Origin of the sequence: Agromyces sp. 3263, from assembly GCF_031456545.1 — a bacterium.
In the GTDB taxonomy this organism is placed as follows: Bacteria; Actinomycetota; Actinomycetes; order Actinomycetales; family Microbacteriaceae; genus Agromyces.
In genome coordinates, this window is record NZ_JAVDUV010000001.1 from 225181 (window position 1) to 242015 (window position 16835).

Sequence of the window (16835 nt, forward strand, 5' to 3'; positions counted from 1 at the left end):
CGCACATGCCGAAGCCGAGCGGAAACCGGGGGGATCGTCAATACTCTAGCAACAACTTCTACGAGCGGACGAATTCAGGTGGACCTCAGTCGTCGGTGGGTGCCTTCGGCAGCTGCACGTCGCTCGCGTAGGGCATGCGGGACTTCGCGACGACGAGCACGTCGACGACGAGGGACGCGATGACGCCGGCGACGAGGCTGAGGAACAGCACGACCGGATTGAGCCAGGACGCGTCGCGGAGCACGACGACGAGCACGATGAAGACGATGAACTTCAGCAGCCATCCGCCGAGCACGATCGCGAAGAACACGCCGACGAAGACGTCGCTGGAGGCGTACCGGTTGGCGAGCAGGATGCTGGCCGCCGTGATGCCCATGAAGATCACCGCCATGAGCGTGCCGATGAGGGCGCTGACGAGCCCCTCGGTGCCTGCGAAGACCAGCCCGAGGACGGCGCTCACCACCAGCACGACCGTCGCGAGCGCACCGCCCCACGCGAGGGCGCGGCGCAGCACCGGGTTCGAGGTGGGCGTGCGGTCGGCGGGCTCAGGCCGTGCGTCGGTCATCGTGCTCCAGTTCGGGGTCGCCGGAGGCTGGCCGGCTGGGCTCATCGGGGACGGTCACGGGGACGGGCTTCGGTTCGAGTTCGTCGAAGACGACACCCTCGGGCAGGTCGGGCGTCTCGGCCTCCGCGGCCACCGTGAGGCGCTTGCGGCGGCCCAGGGGCGCCAGGGTGATCGCAGCGCACACCACGAAGCCCACGCCGATGAAGGCGAACGCCCACATGGCGCTCGTCCCGAGGTAGACGGGCAGCACGTACGTGAGGAGGCATCCGATCGACACCACCGCGGTCCACGCGTAGAAGATGAGCACGGCGTTCAGGTGCGAGTGGCCCATGTCGAGCAGCCGGTGGTGCAGGTGCTTCCGGTCGGCGGAAAACGGCGACTTGCCTGCTCGCAGCCGCCGGACGACGGCGAGCCCGAAGTCGAGCAGCGGGATGACGAGCACCGCGAACGGCAGGATGATCGGGATGAACGCGGCGAAGAGGTCCTGGATGCCGACGGCGGCCGGGTTGATCTGGCCGGTCACCGAGATCGCCGAGGTGGCCATGAGGAGGCCGATGAGCAGCGCCCCGGCGTCGCCCATGAACAGCTTGGCGGGGTGCCAGTTGAGCGGCAGGAAGCCGATGCAGGCGCCGACGATCACGATCGCGAGGAGCGACGCGAGGTTGAAGTAGTTGAGCGGCGACGTCTTCTGCACCAGGAGGTAGGTGTAGAGGAAGAACACTCCGTTGGCGATGAGGGCGACTCCGGCGACGAGGCCGTCGAGCCCGTCGATGAAGTTGATCGCGTTCATCACGAGCACGATCGTGAACACCGTGATGGTCGCACTCATCCACGACGAGCCGACCGTGATGCCGCCGATCGGCAGCGAGACGATCGAGACGCCCTGCCAGGCGATCAGTCCGGCGGCGACGAACTGCCCGGCGAGCTTCGTCGTCCAGTCGAGGTCCCAGATGTCGTCGGCCACTCCGATGAGCACGATGAGCAGCGCCGCCCCGAGGATCGCCAGCATCTGCGCGGGGTTCTGGAAGATGATCGAGACGTTCGAGAACCGGGTGGATCCGAGCGACGAGACGAACGCGGCCGCCCCGATCGCGGCGAGGATGCCGACGAACATCGCGATGCCGCCGAGGCGCGGGGTGGGGCGGGTGTGCACGTCGCGTTCGCGGATCTTCGGGTAGAGCCGGTACTTGAGGCTCAGCTTCCAGACCAGGACGGATCCGCCGAAGGTGACGAGCGCGGCCACGAGGGCGAGCGCGAGGAAGAGGGTCATGAGGCGGCGGCATCCGCTTCATCGGCGACGGATGCCGCGGGTGAGCCCCCGTCGGCGACGGATGCGTCGGGCGAGCCCTCGTGGGCGACGGACGTCGCGGGCGCCGCACCCTCGATGGGCGCGAGCAGCTCGTCGCCGACGACCGCCGCGATGCGCTCGCGCGAGATCACGCCGGCGCGCACGATGCGGAGCACTCCCCCGTCGGCGGTGAGCCCGGTGGCGTCGACGATCGTCGAGGACGTGTCGCCGGGCCGTTCGCCGATCGCCTCGTACCCCGTGCCGGCCGGTCCGCCGTCGAGGTAGACGGTGACCGACTCGCCGAGCATCGCCTCGGCGTCGGCCGCGGTCGTCGCCGACGGCTGCCCCGAGAGGTTGGCGCTCGACACGGCGAGCGGGCCGGTCTCGCTCAGCAGTTCGAGCGCGATCGGGCTGGCCGGCATGCGCAGGGCGACGGTGCCGCGGGTCTCGCCGAGGTCCCACTGCAGCGACGGCTGGGCGTGCAGGATGACCGTGAGTCCGCCGGGCCAGAACTCGGCGACGAGCCGGCGCACCGGTTCGGGCACCTCGGCGGCGAGTGCGTCCAGCGTGGGGATGCCGGGGATCAGCACGGGCGGCGGCGACGTGCGCTCGCGACCCTTCGCCTCGAGGAGGCGCGCGACGGCCGCAGCCGAGAACGCGTCGGCGGCGACGCCGTAGACCGTGTCGGTGGGGATCACCACGAGCTCGCCGCGTCCGATGGCGCCGCGCGCGAGGCGCATGCCGGTGAGCAGCTGGGAATCGACCGAACAGTCGTAGATGGCAGTCATGACCGCTCGATTCTAGACCAGCGGGCTTGCCGTCCTCGGGGCCTGGGCACGCGCGCTCCCGCGCGAGGTCGGCGGACGCGACGGATGCCGCGAACCGGGCGGCTCGCGGCATCCGACGGCGGTTCGGCGGTCGCGCTCAGCGACGCCCCGCCTTGCGGCGGAACAGCCACGCGCCCCACGCGGCGGAGCCGGCGATGATAACGGCGCACCAGCCGACGGCCCACCAGGCCGAGTCGCCCATCGGCGTGCCCATGAGCAGCGACCTGAGGGTCTCGATGATGGGCGTGATCGGCTGGTTCTCGGCGATCCACTGCAGCCAGTCGGGCATCGTGTCGACCGGTACGAAGGCGCTCGAGAGGTAGGGCAGGAAGAGCAGGATGAATCCGTAGCCGCTCGCCGCCTCGGGTGTCGACGCCGCGAGCCCGATCGCCGCGAACAGGTAGGTGATCGCGAGGATCCAGAGCGCCACGAGCGCGAACACGCCGACCCATTCGATCGGAGTGGCCGTCGGCCGGAAGCCGACGAGCAGCGCGACGAGGATCACGACGGCCGACGCGGCGAGGTTGCGGGCGAGGCTCGCGACGACGTGGCCGGTGAGCACCGCGCCACTGCGCAGCGGCATCGTGCGGAAGCGGTCGATGATGCCGGTCGTCATGTCGTTCGCGACCGAGACCGCGGTCGATGCCGCGCCGAACCCGGCGCAGAGCAGGATGATGCCGGGCACGACGTAGTCGACGTAGCCGCCCGAGGGGTCGATGGCGTTGCCGAAGATGTACGTGAACAGCAGCATGAGCATGACCGGCAGGACGATCGCCATGGTCGCCGCCTCGACGTCGCGGACGGAGTGGCGGAGGCTGCGGCCGATGAACGTCGACTCGGCCGCGAAGGCGCCGATGCGCGGGCGGACGAGGTCCGACGGTGCGGGGACGCCGCTCGCGCGGCCGGGAGCGGCACTGGTGCTGGTGGTGGTCATCGCGGTCACTTCGCTTCCATGAGCTCGGGAGACGCCGATGCGGCGTCACGATCGGTGAGGTCGAGGAACACGTCGTCGAGGCTCGGGCGGCGGATCGACACCGAGACGCCGTCGGCGGCCGCCGCGGGACTGCGGTCGAGCTCGTCGAGGGCGGCGCGCAGGCCGTGCACGCTGCCGTCGGTGGGGAGTTCGAGCAGCAGGGTGCCGTCGGCATCGCGCAACTCGACGACATCGCCGCCGATGCGGGCCTTCAGCTCCTCGGGCGTGCCCTCGGCGACGATCCGGCCCCGGTCGAGCACCGCGATGCGGTCGGCCAGGCGGTCGGCCTCCTCGAGGTACTGCGTGGTGAGGAAGACGGTGGTGCCCGCACCCGCGAGCGAGCGGATGACGCTCCACACCTCCTGCCTGCTGCGGGTGTCCAGGCCCGTCGTCGGTTCGTCCAGGAAGAGCACGGCCGGCGCGACGACGAGGCTCAGGGCCAGGTCGAGTCGCCGCCGCATGCCGCCGGAGTACGTGCCGACCCGACGGGCCGCGGCATCCGCGAGGTCGAAGCGGTCGAGGAGCTCGCCCGCCCGGACCCTCGACTGGCCACGCGACAGACCCGAGAGCCGGCCCATCATGACGAGGTTCTCGGTGGCGGTGAGGACGCCGTCGACCGCAGCCGACTGCCCGGTGAGGCTGATGCGGCGCTTCACCTCCTGGGCGTCGGCGACGACATCGTGGCCCGCGACCGCGGCGGTGCCCGAATCGGGGGTCACGAGCGTCGTGAGGATGTTGATCGTGGTCGTCTTGCCCGCGCCGTTCGGCCCGAGCAGGGCGAACACGCTGCCGGCGGGGACCGTGAGGTCGAGCCCGGCGAGCACCTCGGTGCGACCGAAGCGCTTGCGCAGCGCGCGTGCGTCGATGGCGAGTGTCATGTGCTGCTCCTTTCGTAGGTGTCCGATGGTGTCTGCGTATGCGGCAAACTGTGTATGTGATCCACTGTTGTTTAAGTAATACACAGTTCTAGACTGTCGTCAACACCCGAGCACCACGCGACGGACGAGAACGGGAGCCGATGCCCAACCCCACGTCACCCGACGAGCAGCCCGACCCCGAGCTCCCCCGAGGCGTCGCGCTCGCCTGGGGCATCGCGGCCCACCCGCAACGGGGGCCGAAGCGCGAGCTCTCGATCGAGCGCATCGTCGAGGCGGCCATCGAGATCGCCGACGCCGAGGGGCTCGGCGCCGTCTCCATGAGCCGCGTCGCGACCTCGCTCGGCTTCACGACCATGTCGCTCTACCGGTACGTGACGAGCAAGGACGACCTGATCCTCCTCATGCAGGAAGCGGCGAGCACCATGCCGGTTCCCGACGACGAGGTCGAGCGCGCCTGGCGCGACGGCGTCACCGCCTGGGTGCTCGCCATCCGCGAGGCGTATCGCGCACACCCCTGGCTCGTCGACATCCCGGTGTCGGGCGCGCCCATCACGCCCAACAGCCTCACGATCGTCGATTGGTTCCTGCGCGAAGCGCGCGACCTGCCCCTCAGCGACGGCGAGAAGATGTCGACGCTGCTCCTGCTCACCTCCTACGCGCGGGCCACGAGCGCCCAGGAGCGGGACCTGGTCGCCGCCGCGGCGGCATCCGACCCGGCCGAGGTGTCGGGTGAGCGGGCCTTCGGCGCGCTCGTCGAACTCGTCACCCCCGAGCGGTTCCCGTACCTCCAGCCGCTCCTCCTCGCCGGCGGCTACGTCGCCGAGCCGGGATCGGCAGCGGTCGAGGGCGACGACGACTTCGCGTTCGGCCTCCAGCGCATCCTCGACGGCATCGAGTTCCACGTCGGCCAGGTCGAGGCCGGCATCGCGCCGCCCCGGCCCGCTGCGCCGGCTCCAGAGGTGGCCCTCCCCCGCGACCGGCACGTGCGCGAGGCCGCGAAGGCCAGGCGCGAGGCGGAGAAGGCGCTGCGCGACGCCCGCAAGCGCGAGCGCGACGCGATCAAGCAGGCCCTCGACCGTGAGAAGCAGGCCGACGCGCCCGCCCGACGGGAACGGGCGGACCGGGACCGGCGCGAGCGCGAGCGGGCCGAGCGCGAACGGGAACGCCTCGACCGCGCCAGGTGAGGCCGGGCCGGATGCCGGCGCTCAGCGAATCGCGGTCGTCGCCCGGTCGCGCAGCGTGAGGTCGCGGTGATGCGCGACGGCGCGCCATCCGTCGCCCGCGAGGATGCCCGCGATCGCCGCCGACTGGTGCTCGGCGTGCTCGATCACGAGGACGCCTCCCGGATGCAGCAGCTCGGCCGCGCGCCGGGACAGCACGCGGACGACATCGAGCCCGTCCTCGCCGCCGTAGAGCGCGGCCACCGGGTCGTGCAGGTGCACCTCGGGGTCGACCGGGATCTCGGCGGCAGGCACATAGGGCGGGTTCGAGATCACGACCGCCACCCGCCCGTCGAGCTCGGCGAGCGCCGTGGCGAGGTCGCCGAACACGAGTTCGAGGTTCGCGGCGCCCACCTCCTCGACATTCCGCCGCGTCCACGGAAACGCCTCGGGCGAGTTCTCGACCGCCCACACCCGCGCATGCGGCACCTCGGTGGCCATCGAGAGCGCGATGGCGCCGCTGCCGCTGCCGAGGTCGACGGCGATGGGCTCGGGCTCCGCCGTGGCGCGCAGCGCGTCGATCGCGAGCTGCACGACCTGCTCGGTCTCGGGCCGCGGCACGAAGACCCCCGGTCCGACCGCGAGCTCGAGCGAGCGGAACGCCGCACGCCCGGTGAGGTGCTGCAGCGGCTCCCTCGCCGCACGGCGCACGACCAGCGCCTCCAACGCCGCCGCCTCCTCGTCGTCGAGCACGCCACCCATGACGGCACGCGCCTGCACGCCGCCACGCGACAGCCCCAGCACGTGGCCGATGAGCAGGTCGGCGTCGACCTCGGGATCCGGAACGCCCGCCGCACCGAGGCGCGCCGCCGTCTGCCCGCGAAGGGTCCTCACGTCGCGTTCGCCCTTCGGCGGCATGCGTTCATCCACGAAATGGAATGTAACGCACGTGACCGGGCGCGGGTGCGGCCGTAGGCTGAGCCGCGGCATCCGCCGTCGCTCGCACACCCGAGTCGCACCGAGTTGCACCCCCGAGAGGAAGCACCATGGCCCAGGTCTTCGACAACATCACCGAGGTCTTCGGTCGCACCCCGCTCGTGCGCCTGAACCGCGTGACCGACGGCGCAGCGGCGACCGTGCTCGCCAAGCTCGAGTTCTACAACCCCTCCGCGAGCGTCAAGGACCGCCTCGGCGTCGGCATCGTCGACGCCGCTGAGGCCTCGGGCGAGCTCCAGCCCGGCGGCACCATCGTCGAGGGCACGAGCGGCAACACCGGCATCGCGCTCGCCATGATCGGCGCCGCGCGCGGCTACCGGGTCGTCATCGCCATGCCCGAGACGATGTCGAAGGAGCGTCGCGCGCTCCTGCGCGCCTACGGCGCCGAGCTCGTGCTCACCCCCGGCGGCGAGGGCATGAAGGGCGCCGTCGCGCGGGCCGAGCAGATCGCCGCGGAGACGCCCGGCGCGGTGCTCGCAAAGCAGTTCGAGAACGTGGCCAACGTCGAGATCCACCGACGCACGACGGCCGAGGAGGTCTGGAACGACACCGACGGGGGCGTCGACGTCTTCGTGTCCGGCATCGGCACGGGCGGCACGATCAGCGGCGTGGGCCAGGTGCTCAAGGAGCGCAAGCCCGAGGTGCGCATCGTCGGCGTCGAGCCCGCCGAGTCGCCGATCCTGAACGGCGGACAGCCCGGCCCGCACAAGATCCAGGGCATCGGGGCGAACTTCGTGCCCGAGATCCTCGACCGCGAGGTCTACGACGAGATCATCGACGTGAACATCGACCAGGCCGTCGCCACCGCCCGTCGCCTCGGCATCGAGGAGGGCATCCTGGGCGGCATCTCGTCGGGCGCGACGGTGTACGCCGCCGTCGAGCTCGCCAAGCGGCCCGAGAACGCCGGCAAGACCATCGTCGTGATCGTCGCGAGCTACGGCGAGCGCTACCTGTCCACGGTGCTGTACGAAGGTCTGCTTGACTGAGCGGGTGGGAATCCTCGCCAGCCTCCGGGAAGACATCGCCACCGCTCGCGCCCACGACCCCGCCTCACGGAGTGCCGCCGAGGTCGCGCTCGCGTACTCGGGCCTGCACGCCATCTGGGGCTACCGCCTCATGCACCGGCTGTGGCAGAGCGGCTTCCGCCTGCCCGCCCGGCTCGGCTCGCAGTTCGTGCGCTTCCTCACCGGGGTGGAGATCCACCCCGGTGCGCACATCGGCCGCCGCTTCTTCATCGACCACGGCATGGGCGTCGTGATCGGCGAGACCGCGATCGTCGGCGACGACGTGATGCTCTACCACGGCGTCACGCTGGGCGGGAAGGCGCCGCGGGGCACGCCGCGCGGGGCGAAGCGGCATCCGACCCTCGAGGACGGCGTCACCGTGGGGGCGGGGGCGAAGGTGCTCGGCAACGTCACGATCGGCGCCTGGAGCGCCGTCGGCGCCAACGCCGTCGTCACGAAGGACGCCCCGCCCCACTCGCTCATCGTCGGCATCCCCGCGACGTTCAAGCCCCTCTCGCACGCCACGGCGGACGCCGCGCGCGGCGTGCACGACTGGCACATCTAGCGCGGTCGGTCGACGTGGCTCGTCGAGCCGGGAACGGCGAAGGGGTGGATGCCGCGGCATCCACCCCTTCATCGACGCACGGGTCGCCCGGTGTCAGTCGTCGCCGAGCCCGGCGAGCTGCGCCTCCTCGTCGGCCTGGACAGCCGACTCGATGAGGGGATCGAGCGCGCCGTTCATGACCTGGTCCAGGTTGTAGGCCTTGTAGCCGGTGCGGTGATCGGCGATGCGGTTCTCGGGGAAGTTGTACGTGCGGATGCGCTCCGAGCGGTCCATCGAGCGGATCTGCGACTTGCGGGCATCGGATGCCGCGGCCGCCTGCTCCTCCTGCTGGCGCGCGAGCAGACGCGCGCGCAGCACGCGCATCGCCGCCTCGCGGTTCTGCAGCTGGGACTTCTCGTTCTGCATCGACACGACGATCCCCGTCGGCAGGTGGGTGATGCGCACCGCGGAGTCCGTGGTGTTCACCGACTGGCCGCCCGGACCCGATGACCGGTACACGTCGATCTTCAGGTCGTTCTGGTTGATGTCGACCTCTTCGGGCTCGTCGACCTCGGGGAAGACGAGGACGCCGGTCGTCGACGTGTGGATGCGGCCCTGCGTCTCGGTGACGGGAACGCGCTGCACGCGGTGCACGCCGCCCTCGTACTTCAGGTGCGCCCACACGCCCTGCGAGGGGTCGGTCGCGTTCGACTTGATCGCGACCTGCACGTCCTTGTAGCCGCCGAGGTCGGACTCGTTCTGGTCGAGCAGCTCGATCTTCCAGCCCTTGGACTGCGCGTACTGCATGTACATGCGCAGCAGGTCGCCGGCGAAGAGGGCGCTCTCCGCGCCGCCCTCGCCGCCCTTGATCTCCATGATCACGTCGCGCCCGTCGTCGGGGTCGCGCGGGATCAGGAGTCGCCGGAGCTTCTCCTGCGCCGTGGCGAGGCCCTCCTCGAGGGAGGGCACCTCCTCGGCGAACGCGTCGTCCTCCTTGGCCAGCTCACGCGCCGCCTCGAGGTCGTCGCCCGCCTCCTGCCACGCGGCGTGCGCGGCCACGATGCGGCTGAGCTCGGCGTAGCGACGGTTGACCTTCTTGGCGCGCGCGGCGTCGGCGTGCAGCGCCGGGTCGGCGAGCTGCTCCTGGAGCTCGCCGTGCTCGACGAGCATGGCCTGGACGGACTCGAACACGCGGCCTACCGGTGGTCGGTCTCGTGCCCATGCGAGTGAGCGGCGCCGTTGGCGACCGGCATCGACTTCTGCATGAGCATGAGGAACTCGACGTTCGACTGCGTCTCCTTGAGACGGCCGAGCACGGCCTCGAGCGCCGGCTGCTGGTCGAGGCCTGCGAGGGCGCGACGCAGCTTCCAGGTGATCTTGACCTCGTCGGGCGAGAGCAGCATCTCCTCGCGACGCGTCGACGAGGCGTTCACGTCGACGGCCGGGAAGATCCGCTTGTCGGCGAGCTGGCGCGAGAGGCGCAGCTCGGAGTTACCGGTGCCCTTGAACTCCTCGAAGATCACCTCGTCCATCTTCGAGCCCGTCTCGACGAGCGCGGTGGCGAGGATGGTGAGCGAGCCGCCGTTCTCGATGTTGCGCGCCGCGCCGAAGAAGCGCTTCGGCGGGTACAGCGCCGAGGCGTCGACGCCGCCCGAGAGGATGCGACCGGATGCCGGTGCCGCGAGGTTGTACGCGCGGCCGAGGCGGGTGATCGAGTCGAGCAGCACCACCACATCGTGGCCGAGCTCCACGAGGCGCTTCGCGCGCTCGATGGCGAGCTCGGCGACCGTCGTGTGGTCTTCGGCCGGACGGTCGAAGGTGGAGGCGATGACCTCGCCCTTCACCGTGCGCTGCATGTCGGTGACCTCTTCGGGGCGCTCGTCGACGAGCACGACCATCAGGTGGACCTCGGGGTTGTTGATCGAGATCGCGTTGGCGATCTGCTGGAGCACGATCGTCTTGCCCGCCTTCGGCGGCGCGACGATGAGGCCGCGCTGGCCCTTTCCGATCGGCGCCACCAGGTCGATGATGCGCTGCGTCAGCTTCGTGGGCTCGGTCTCGAGGCGCAGGCGGTCCTGCGGGTAGAGCGGCGTGAGCTTCTGGAACTCGACGCGTGCCGCCGACTCCTCGGGGGTCTGCCCGTTGACCGAGTCGACCTTCACGAGCGCGTTGTACTTCTGGCGGCTGTTCGACTCGCCGTCGCGCGGCTGCTTGATCGAGCCGACGACCGCGTCGCCCTTGCGCAAGTTGTACTTCTTCACCTGTCCGAGCGAGACGTACACGTCGCTCGGGCCGGGAAGGTAGCCGGTGGTGCGCACGAACGCGTAGTTGTCGAGGACGTCGAGGATGCCCGCGATGGGGATCAGCACGTCGTCGTCGAGGATCTCGGGCTCGAGCTCATCGGTCGCACCCTGCCCGCGACGCTTGCGGTCGCGGTACCGGTTGCGGCGGCCGCCCTCGCCGTCGAGCTGCTGCTGTTGCTGTGCATCGCGGGCCTGCGCCTGCGCCTGGCCCTGTTGGCCGCGGCCGTCGCCCTGCCCCTTGCCGGCGTCGGACTCGGTCTGGCGCTCGCGCACCGGCTTGCCCTGCTCGTCGCCCTTGCGGCCGGCGTCGCCGTTCTGGCGCTCGCCGCCCTGGCCGTTCTGGCGGCCCTGGCGCTCGTCGGACTTCTGCGTGTCGTCGCCGGCGCGCTCCGTGCGGTCGGCGCGCTCTCCGCCGCGGCGGCCGCGGTTGCGGCTGCGGCCCTGGCGGGGCTGGTCACCGGAGGGAGCCTCGCCCTCGCCCTCGGCGGGCTGGGTGGCGCGGGCGCCCTCGCCGGTGGCGGCGGCGAGCTCCTCGCGCACGGCGGCGCGGGCCGCCTCGCGGGCGTCGACGTCAGCCTCGGCGGGCACGAGCTCGACGCCGGCGCCGCCGGCGTTGACGTGCTGCACCGCGGCGGTGCCGGAGCTCGTCGCGCGGCGCGGCTGGCGACGCTGACGGGTGGCGGGAGCCGCGACCGGGGCGGATGCGGCATCCGTCGACGCTGCCTGCTCTGCGGCTGAAGCCTCGGCCGCGACGGGCGCGTCGGCGACGGGAGTGTCGGCGACGGGCGCCTGCACGGGCTGGTCGGCGGGCGCTGCGGGCGCCGCGAACGGAGCGTCCGGGCTGGGCGCGTCTGCCGTCGACCCGTCTTCGCCGGACGGCGCGTCGGCGACGGGCACGTCGGCGGCGGGAGCGTCGGCGGCGGGAGCGTCTGCGACGGGAGTGTCGGCCACGACGGCCGGGGCGCTCGCCTCGGCGGAGGCGTCGGCGGTGACGTCACCGTCCTGGTGGGCGGAGATCAACTCCACGAGTTCTCCCTTTCGGCGCTTGGAAGCACCCACGATGCCGAGGGAGAGGGCGAGCTCCTGGAGCTCGGCCACCTTCAAGGCGCTCAGGCGGGTGCGGTTCGCCACGCTCGCGTCGGCGTGGTCGGTTGCGTTGGTCACTGGGTATGTTCCTTTCCCCTGGTCGCGAGAGTTGCCGACCCAGGAGAGCTTGATCGCCGGCACGAGCGATGTCGGTGCGCGGTGGCGCAGACATGCGCGAGAGCGAAAGCAATGGATTGCTGGGAATTGCACGATGCGGCCGGGAACGCGAAACTTTGCGTCGCCTGCCGGGTGCGATCCAATCCTAACACCGAACGGAACCCGTTTCCGACGCACGACGCGCGGTGTGGAAAGCGGATGCCGCGGGCGCGCCGACTCAGCGCGCGGCGTCCGTCACGGTGGCGCCGAGGAAGTCCACCGCGAGCGGCAGGGCCTGCCATGCGGTCTCGGCCGACTCCTCGACCAGGCGGATCGCCTCGGCGCGCTCGCTCGGATCGCTGGCGAGCACCAGGATCGACGGGCCGGCACCGGACACCACGGCAGGATGCCCCGCGGCACGGAGCAGCCGGATGAGCCGGTCGGTCTCGGGCATGGCCTGCGCGCGGTAGTGCTGGTGCAGCTTGTCCTCCGTCGCCTGGAGCAGCAGCTCTGGGCTCTGGATGAGCGCCGCCACGAGGAGCGCCGACCGGGACACGTTGAAGACGGCGTCGGAATGCGGCACCGACTCGGGCTGGAGCGAGCGCGCGAGCGCCGTGGACATCTCGTGTTCGGGCACCAGCACCAGCGGCGAGACGCCCCGGTGCACGATGAGCTTCTTGTGCCGCGGCCCCTCGGGGGTGACCCACGCGATCGTCAGGCCGCCGAACAGCGCCGGCGCGACGTTGTCGGGGTGGCCCTCGAGCTCGGTCGCGAGCTCGAGGAGCTCGTCGGGCGTGAAGGACACGACCCCGTCGAGCAGTCCCCTCGCCGCCATCACGCCGGCGACGATCGCGGCGCCCGAGGAGCCGAGTCCGCGGCCGTGCGGGATCGCGTTGTGCGCCTCGAGGCGGATGGTGGGCATCGGCACGCCCGCGTACGCGAAGGTGTGCGCCATGGCGCGCACGACGAGGTGCGACTCGTCGAGCGGCACCTGCCCCGCGCCGACGCCGTGCACCTCGATGACGTGGGCCGCGTCATCCGTCGCTTCGACGTCGAGCTCGTCGTACCGCGCGAGCGCGAGGCCGAGGGTGTCGAAGCCGGGACCGAGGTTTGCCGACGTCGCCGGCACCTTCACGTGCACCCGGCGGCCGACGAGCGAGGCCTCGACGGCTCCGCCCGGCACGACCGCGGCGCTCGTCATGACGCCAGTCCGAGCACCTGGGCGATCTGCGCGGTGTCGACCGGCACCACCGTGGGCTGCACGTCCGAGCCGTCTGCGGTGCGCAGGGCCCACTGGGGGTCCTTCAGTCCGTGGCCCGTGACGGTCAGCACGACGCGGGCACCCGCGGGCACCGCCCCTGCCGCCGAACGCTCGAGGAGGCCCGCGACGCTGATCGCCGACGCGGGCTCGACGAAGATGCCGACCTCGGCCGAGAGGATGCGCTGCGCCTCGAGGATCTTGTCGTCGTCGATGGCCCCGAAGTAGCCGCCCGACTCGTCGCGCGCCTGCAGGGCGAGCTCCCACGACGCGGGGTTGCCGATGCGGATGGCGCTCGCGATCGTGTCGGGGTCGCGGACGACCTGGCCGCGCACGATGGGTGCGGAGCCGGACGCCTGGAAGCCGAACATGCGAGGCAGCCGCGTCGCGTTGCCCGCCGCGATGTCCTCGCGGTAGCCGCGCGTGTACGCGGTGTAGTTGCCGGCGTTGCCGACGGGGATGAAGTGGAAGTCGGGCGCGTCGCCGAGCACCTCGACGACCTCGAACGCGGCGGTCTTCTGCCCCTCGATGCGGTCGTTGTTCACCGAGTTCACCAGGTGTACCGGGTAGTTGGCGGCGAGGTCGCGGGCGATGTCGAGGCAGTCGTCGAAGTTGCCCTGCACCTGCAGCAGCTCCGCGTTGTGTGCGATGGCCTGGCTCAGCTTGCCCATGGCGATCTTGCCCTCGGGCACCAGCACGGCGGCCTTGATGCCGGCGTGCGTCGCGTAGGCGGCGGCCGATGCGGACGTGTTGCCGGTGGACGCGCAGATCACGACCTTCGCGCCGCCCTCGACGGCCTTCGTCACGGCCATCGTCATGCCGCGGTCCTTGAAGGAACCGGTCGGGTTCATGCCCTCGAACTTCACCCACACGTCGGCGCCGGTGCGGCGCGAGAGTGCGGGAGCCGGGAGCAACGGCGTGCCGCCCTCGCCGAGGGTGACGACGGGCGTGGCATCCGTGACGTCGAGCCGGTCGGCGTACTCGCGGATGACGCCGCGCCACTGGCGCGACCCTGCCTTGGGGGTGGGGTGGTTCACACTGCTCCTTCGACTCGGAGGACGGACGCGACGGATGCGACGACTGGGCTCTGGGCGAGGGCGGCGACGGTCTCGGCGAGCGCGGACTCCTTCGCCTCATGCGTCCCGATGACCAGCGTAGCCCGCTCGGCCTCGCCGCTGACGCTCTGCTGCAACTGCTCGACCGAAACGCCGTGCTCGGCGAACACGTGCGCGATCTGCTCGAGCACCCCGCGCTCGTCGGCGACCTCGAGCGTGATCGCGTAGCGCGTGGTGATGCGGCCGATGTCGAGCACGGGAAGCTCGGCGTGGGTGGACTCGGCGGTGCCGGGGCCGCCGATGACGTGCCGCCTGGCGATGGCCACGAGGTCGCCGAGCACGGCGGAGGCGGTCTGCACTCCCCCGGCGCCGGCGCCGTAGAACATGAGCGGACCGGCCGCGGCGGCCTCGACGAACACGGCGTTGTTGGCGCCGTGCACGGCGGCCAGCGGGTGGCTGCGCGGCACGAGTGCCGGGTAGACCCGGGCGGACACGCCTTCCTCGCCGGTCTCGTCGTCGACGAGCCGTTCGCAGATCGCGAGGAGCTTCACGACGAAGCCCGCTCGCCGTGCCGAGTCGACCTGCTCTGCGGTGACGCCCGTGATGCCCTCGCGATGGACGGCGTCGACCGGCACGCTCGTGTGGAACGCGAGGCTCGCCAGGATCGCGGCCTTCTGCGCCGCGTCGTAGCCGCCGATGTCGGCGGTGGGATCGGCCTCGGCGTACCCGAGCTCGGTCGCCGTGGCCAGGGCGTCCTCGAGGGACGCACCCGTGGTGTCCATGCGGTCGAGGATGAAGTTCGTGGTGCCGTTCACGATGCCGAGGATGCGCTCGATGCGGTCGCCGGCGAGGCTGTCGCGGAGCGGCCGGATGATCGGGATCGCCCCGCCGACGGCCGCCTCGTACGAGAGCTGTGCGCCGACCTGCTCCGCCGCGGCGAAGAGCTCGGGGCCGTGGTTGGCGAGCAGCGCCTTGTTGCCGGTGACCACGTCGGCGCCCGACGCGATCGCGGCGAGCACGAGCGTGCGGGCCGGCTCGATGCCGCCCATCAGCTCGATGACGATGTCGGAGCCGAGGATGAGCGCCTCGGCGTCGGTGGTGAGCAGCTCGGCCGGGAGGTCGGCGTCGCGCCTGGCGGCCGGGTCGCGCACCGCGATGCCGACGAGCTCGATGCGGGCGCCGATGCGCTGCGTGAGCTCGTCGGAGTGCTCGAGGAGCAGCCGCGCGACCTGCGACCCCACCGATCCGGCGCCCAGGAGTCCCACTCGGATGGTGCGGTACTCGATCATGCGTGAGCCCCTTCTGCGACGTCGGAGCGGTCGGATGCCTCGAGGCCGGCGTCACGGGCGAGGAGGTCGGCCTCGGTCTCGCCGCGGACGATGACGCGCGCCACCCCGTCGCGCACGGCGACGACCGCCGGCCTGGGCACGTGGTTGTAGTTGTTGGCCAGCGACCAGCAGTAGGCGCCGGTGGCGGCGACCGCGAGGAGGTCGCCGGGCGTCACGTCGTGCGGCAGGTACTCGGCATCGACCACGATGTCGCCCGATTCGCAGTGCTTCCCCGCGATGCGGAAGAGGGCGGGCGGGGCATCCGACTCGCGGGAGGCGATGCGGGCCGAGTAGTGCGCACCGTAGAGCGCGGTGCGCAGGTTGTCGCTCATGCCGCCGTCGACCGAGGCGTAGTGGCGCCAGCCGCCCTCGATCGGCACGGGCTTGACCGTGCCGACGGTGTAGAGGGTGACGCCGCCGGTGCCGACGACGGAGCGGCCCGGCTCGAACGCCAGCTTCGGCAGGGGCACGTCGTGCACGCGGCATCCGGACGCGACGGCCTCGGCGATGCCGAGCGCGATCTCCTCGATGGGGGTCGGATCGTCGGCGGCCGTGTACGCGATGCCGAAGCCGCCGCCGAGGTTGAGCTCGGGCAGCGGGCTCACCCGGGCGAGCTCGGCGTGCGCGGCGAGCAGTCGCTCGGCCGACTCCGCGAATCCGGCGGAGTCGAAGATCTGGGATCCGATGTGGCAGTGCAGGCCGAGGAAGTCGAGCGAGGCGTGCGACCGGATGCGCGTGCCGAGCTCCACGGCCCGGTCGAGCGAGACGCCGAACTTCTGGTCCTCGTGCGACGTCGCCAGGAACTCGTGCGTCGACGCGTGCACGCCGCTGTTCACCCGAAGACGCACCCGCTGGACGAGACCGGCCCGCGTGGCGGCGTCCGCGACCCGATCGATCTCGACCTCGCTGTCGATGACGATCGTGCCGACGCCGGCGGCGACCGCCCGCTCGATCTCGGCCACCGACTTGTTGTTGCCGTGGAAGCCGATGCGCGCGGGGTCCGCCCCCGCGGCGAGCGCGATGGCGAGCTCGCCGCCGGTGCACACGTCGACCCCGAGCCCGGCCTCGGTCACCCAGCGGACGATGGCGCCGGAGAGGAACGCCTTGCCCGCGTAGTACACGGTCGCCGAGGTGCCGACGGATGCCGCGGCCGCCTGGAGCGCGGCGAGCATGCGAGCCGCACGGGTCCGCACGTCGGCCTCGTCGACGACGTAGAGCGGCGTGCCGAACCGCTCGGCGAGTTCGGTGACGGGGATCCCGCCCAGCACGAGTCGGCCGTCGGCGTCGCGGTGGGCGCGCTCGGGCCACACCTTCGGTGCGAGGGCGTTGGCGTCATCGGGCGTGCGGAGCCATGGGGGTGCTGCGTCGGTGGATGCCACGGGGAAACCTCAACGTGATGCGGAGAATCGACGGGGTCGCTCGCGGCGAGCGAACCCGGATTGGTTCCTGAAGCCTGCTGCGCGCCGCCCTTGTG

General features: G+C 71.7%; 15 protein-coding genes. 3 read left to right on the top strand and 12 right to left on the bottom strand.

All coding sequences use genetic code 11. The features are described 5' to 3' along the window. Positions 1-85: 85 nt before the first annotated feature. From J2X63_RS01080 to J2X63_RS01100, 5 genes are all read right to left on the bottom strand, one after another. Positions 86-565, bottom strand: coding sequence for a hypothetical protein (locus J2X63_RS01080; RefSeq protein WP_309973009.1), 480 nt, complete (start codon positions 563-565; stop codon positions 86-88). After that, a complete protein-coding gene (locus J2X63_RS01085) occupies positions 546-1835 on the bottom strand; it encodes an MraY family glycosyltransferase (RefSeq protein ID WP_309973011.1) in 1290 nt (429 codons plus the stop codon). Before J2X63_RS01085 ends, J2X63_RS01080 begins: the two co-directional genes overlap by 20 nt. Next, positions 1832-2641, bottom strand: coding sequence for an L-threonylcarbamoyladenylate synthase (locus J2X63_RS01090; RefSeq protein ID WP_309973013.1), 810 nt, complete (start codon positions 2639-2641; stop codon positions 1832-1834). The genes J2X63_RS01085 and J2X63_RS01090 overlap by 4 nt, the downstream gene beginning before the upstream one ends. Before the next feature lie 136 nt (positions 2642-2777). Further along, entirely contained in the window at positions 2778-3614 is an 837-nt protein-coding gene (locus J2X63_RS01095) for an ABC transporter permease (protein WP_309973015.1), read from the bottom strand. 5 nt (positions 3615-3619) lie between these two features. Beyond that, the gene (locus tag J2X63_RS01100; protein WP_309973016.1) at positions 3620-4531 is read right to left on the bottom strand and encodes an ATP-binding cassette domain-containing protein; all 912 of its coding nucleotides are present in this window, start codon (positions 4529-4531) and stop codon (positions 3620-3622) included. 140 nt (positions 4532-4671) lie between these two features. Between J2X63_RS01100 and J2X63_RS01105 the strand changes: the two genes are divergently transcribed. Then, positions 4672-5715: a TetR/AcrR family transcriptional regulator gene (locus J2X63_RS01105; protein WP_309973017.1), complete on the top strand. Its 1044-nt coding sequence runs from the start codon at positions 4672-4674 to the stop codon at positions 5713-5715. A 21-nt stretch (positions 5716-5736) separates the two neighbouring features. Here J2X63_RS01105 and prmC read toward each other — a convergent pair whose 3' ends face one another. Continuing rightward, positions 5737-6609, bottom strand: coding sequence for a peptide chain release factor N(5)-glutamine methyltransferase (gene prmC / locus J2X63_RS01110; RefSeq protein ID WP_309977760.1), 873 nt, complete (start codon positions 6607-6609; stop codon positions 5737-5739). Between the two features lie 128 nt (positions 6610-6737). Between prmC and cysK the strand changes: the two genes are divergently transcribed. Together cysK and epsC are read left to right on the top strand one after the other, a co-directional pair. Then, positions 6738-7673, top strand: coding sequence for a cysteine synthase A (gene cysK, locus J2X63_RS01115; protein ID WP_309973019.1), 936 nt, complete (start codon positions 6738-6740; stop codon positions 7671-7673). 4 nt (positions 7674-7677) lie between these two features. Then, positions 7678-8256: a serine O-acetyltransferase EpsC gene (gene epsC / locus J2X63_RS01120; RefSeq protein WP_309973021.1), complete on the top strand. Its 579-nt coding sequence runs from the start codon at positions 7678-7680 to the stop codon at positions 8254-8256. A 93-nt stretch (positions 8257-8349) separates the two neighbouring features. Here the strand turns inward: epsC and prfA are convergent, their stop codons facing one another. The 6 genes from prfA to lysA form a co-directional block, all read right to left on the bottom strand. Next, positions 8350-9426, bottom strand: a complete 1077-nt coding sequence (gene prfA, locus J2X63_RS01125; protein ID WP_309973023.1) for a peptide chain release factor 1 — start codon at positions 9424-9426, stop codon at positions 8350-8352. Positions 9427-9431: 5 nt separating this feature from the next. Continuing rightward, positions 9432-11702 (bottom strand): transcription termination factor Rho, encoded by a 2271-nt coding sequence (gene rho / locus J2X63_RS01130; protein WP_309973025.1) that lies wholly within the window; start codon positions 11700-11702, stop codon positions 9432-9434. A 256-nt stretch (positions 11703-11958) separates the two neighbouring features. Further along, positions 11959-12921, bottom strand: coding sequence for a homoserine kinase (gene thrB, locus J2X63_RS01135; protein ID WP_309973027.1), 963 nt, complete (start codon positions 12919-12921; stop codon positions 11959-11961). Next, positions 12918-14015, bottom strand: coding sequence for a threonine synthase (gene thrC / locus J2X63_RS01140; RefSeq protein ID WP_309973029.1), 1098 nt, complete (start codon positions 14013-14015; stop codon positions 12918-12920). Before thrC ends, thrB begins: the two co-directional genes overlap by 4 nt. Beyond that, a complete protein-coding gene (locus tag J2X63_RS01145) occupies positions 14012-15322 on the bottom strand; it encodes a homoserine dehydrogenase (RefSeq protein WP_309973031.1) in 1311 nt (436 codons plus the stop codon). Before J2X63_RS01145 ends, thrC begins: the two co-directional genes overlap by 4 nt. After that, positions 15319-16740, bottom strand: coding sequence for a diaminopimelate decarboxylase (gene lysA, locus J2X63_RS01150; RefSeq protein ID WP_309973033.1), 1422 nt, complete (start codon positions 16738-16740; stop codon positions 15319-15321). The genes J2X63_RS01145 and lysA overlap by 4 nt, the downstream gene beginning before the upstream one ends. Between the last annotated feature and the right edge of the window lie 95 nt (positions 16741-16835).

Excerpts from the sequence above, each read along its gene's own strand:
- J2X63_RS01080 (WP_309973009.1), bottom strand. The coding sequence starts at position 565 with ATGACCGACGCACGGCCTGAGCCCGCCGACCGCACGCCCACCTCGAAC.
- thrB (WP_309973027.1), bottom strand. The coding sequence starts at position 12,921 with ATGACGAGCGCCGCGGTCGTGCCGGGCGGAGCCGTCGAGGCCTCGCTC.
- J2X63_RS01090 (WP_309973013.1), bottom strand. The coding sequence starts at position 2,641 with ATGACTGCCATCTACGACTGTTCGGTCGATTCCCAGCTGCTCACCGGC.
- J2X63_RS01105 (WP_309973017.1), top strand. The coding sequence starts at position 4,672 with ATGCCCAACCCCACGTCACCCGACGAGCAGCCCGACCCCGAGCTCCCC.
- cysK (WP_309973019.1), top strand. The coding sequence starts at position 6,738 with ATGGCCCAGGTCTTCGACAACATCACCGAGGTCTTCGGTCGCACCCCG.
- J2X63_RS01100 (WP_309973016.1), bottom strand. The coding sequence starts at position 4,531 with ATGACACTCGCCATCGACGCACGCGCGCTGCGCAAGCGCTTCGGTCGC.
- J2X63_RS01085 (WP_309973011.1), bottom strand. The coding sequence starts at position 1,835 with ATGACCCTCTTCCTCGCGCTCGCCCTCGTGGCCGCGCTCGTCACCTTC.
- J2X63_RS01095 (WP_309973015.1), bottom strand. The coding sequence starts at position 3,614 with ATGACCACCACCAGCACCAGTGCCGCTCCCGGCCGCGCGAGCGGCGTC.
- prmC (WP_309977760.1), bottom strand. The coding sequence starts at position 6,609 with ATGCCGCCGAAGGGCGAACGCGACGTGAGGACCCTTCGCGGGCAGACG.
- J2X63_RS01145 (WP_309973031.1), bottom strand. The coding sequence starts at position 15,322 with ATGATCGAGTACCGCACCATCCGAGTGGGACTCCTGGGCGCCGGATCG.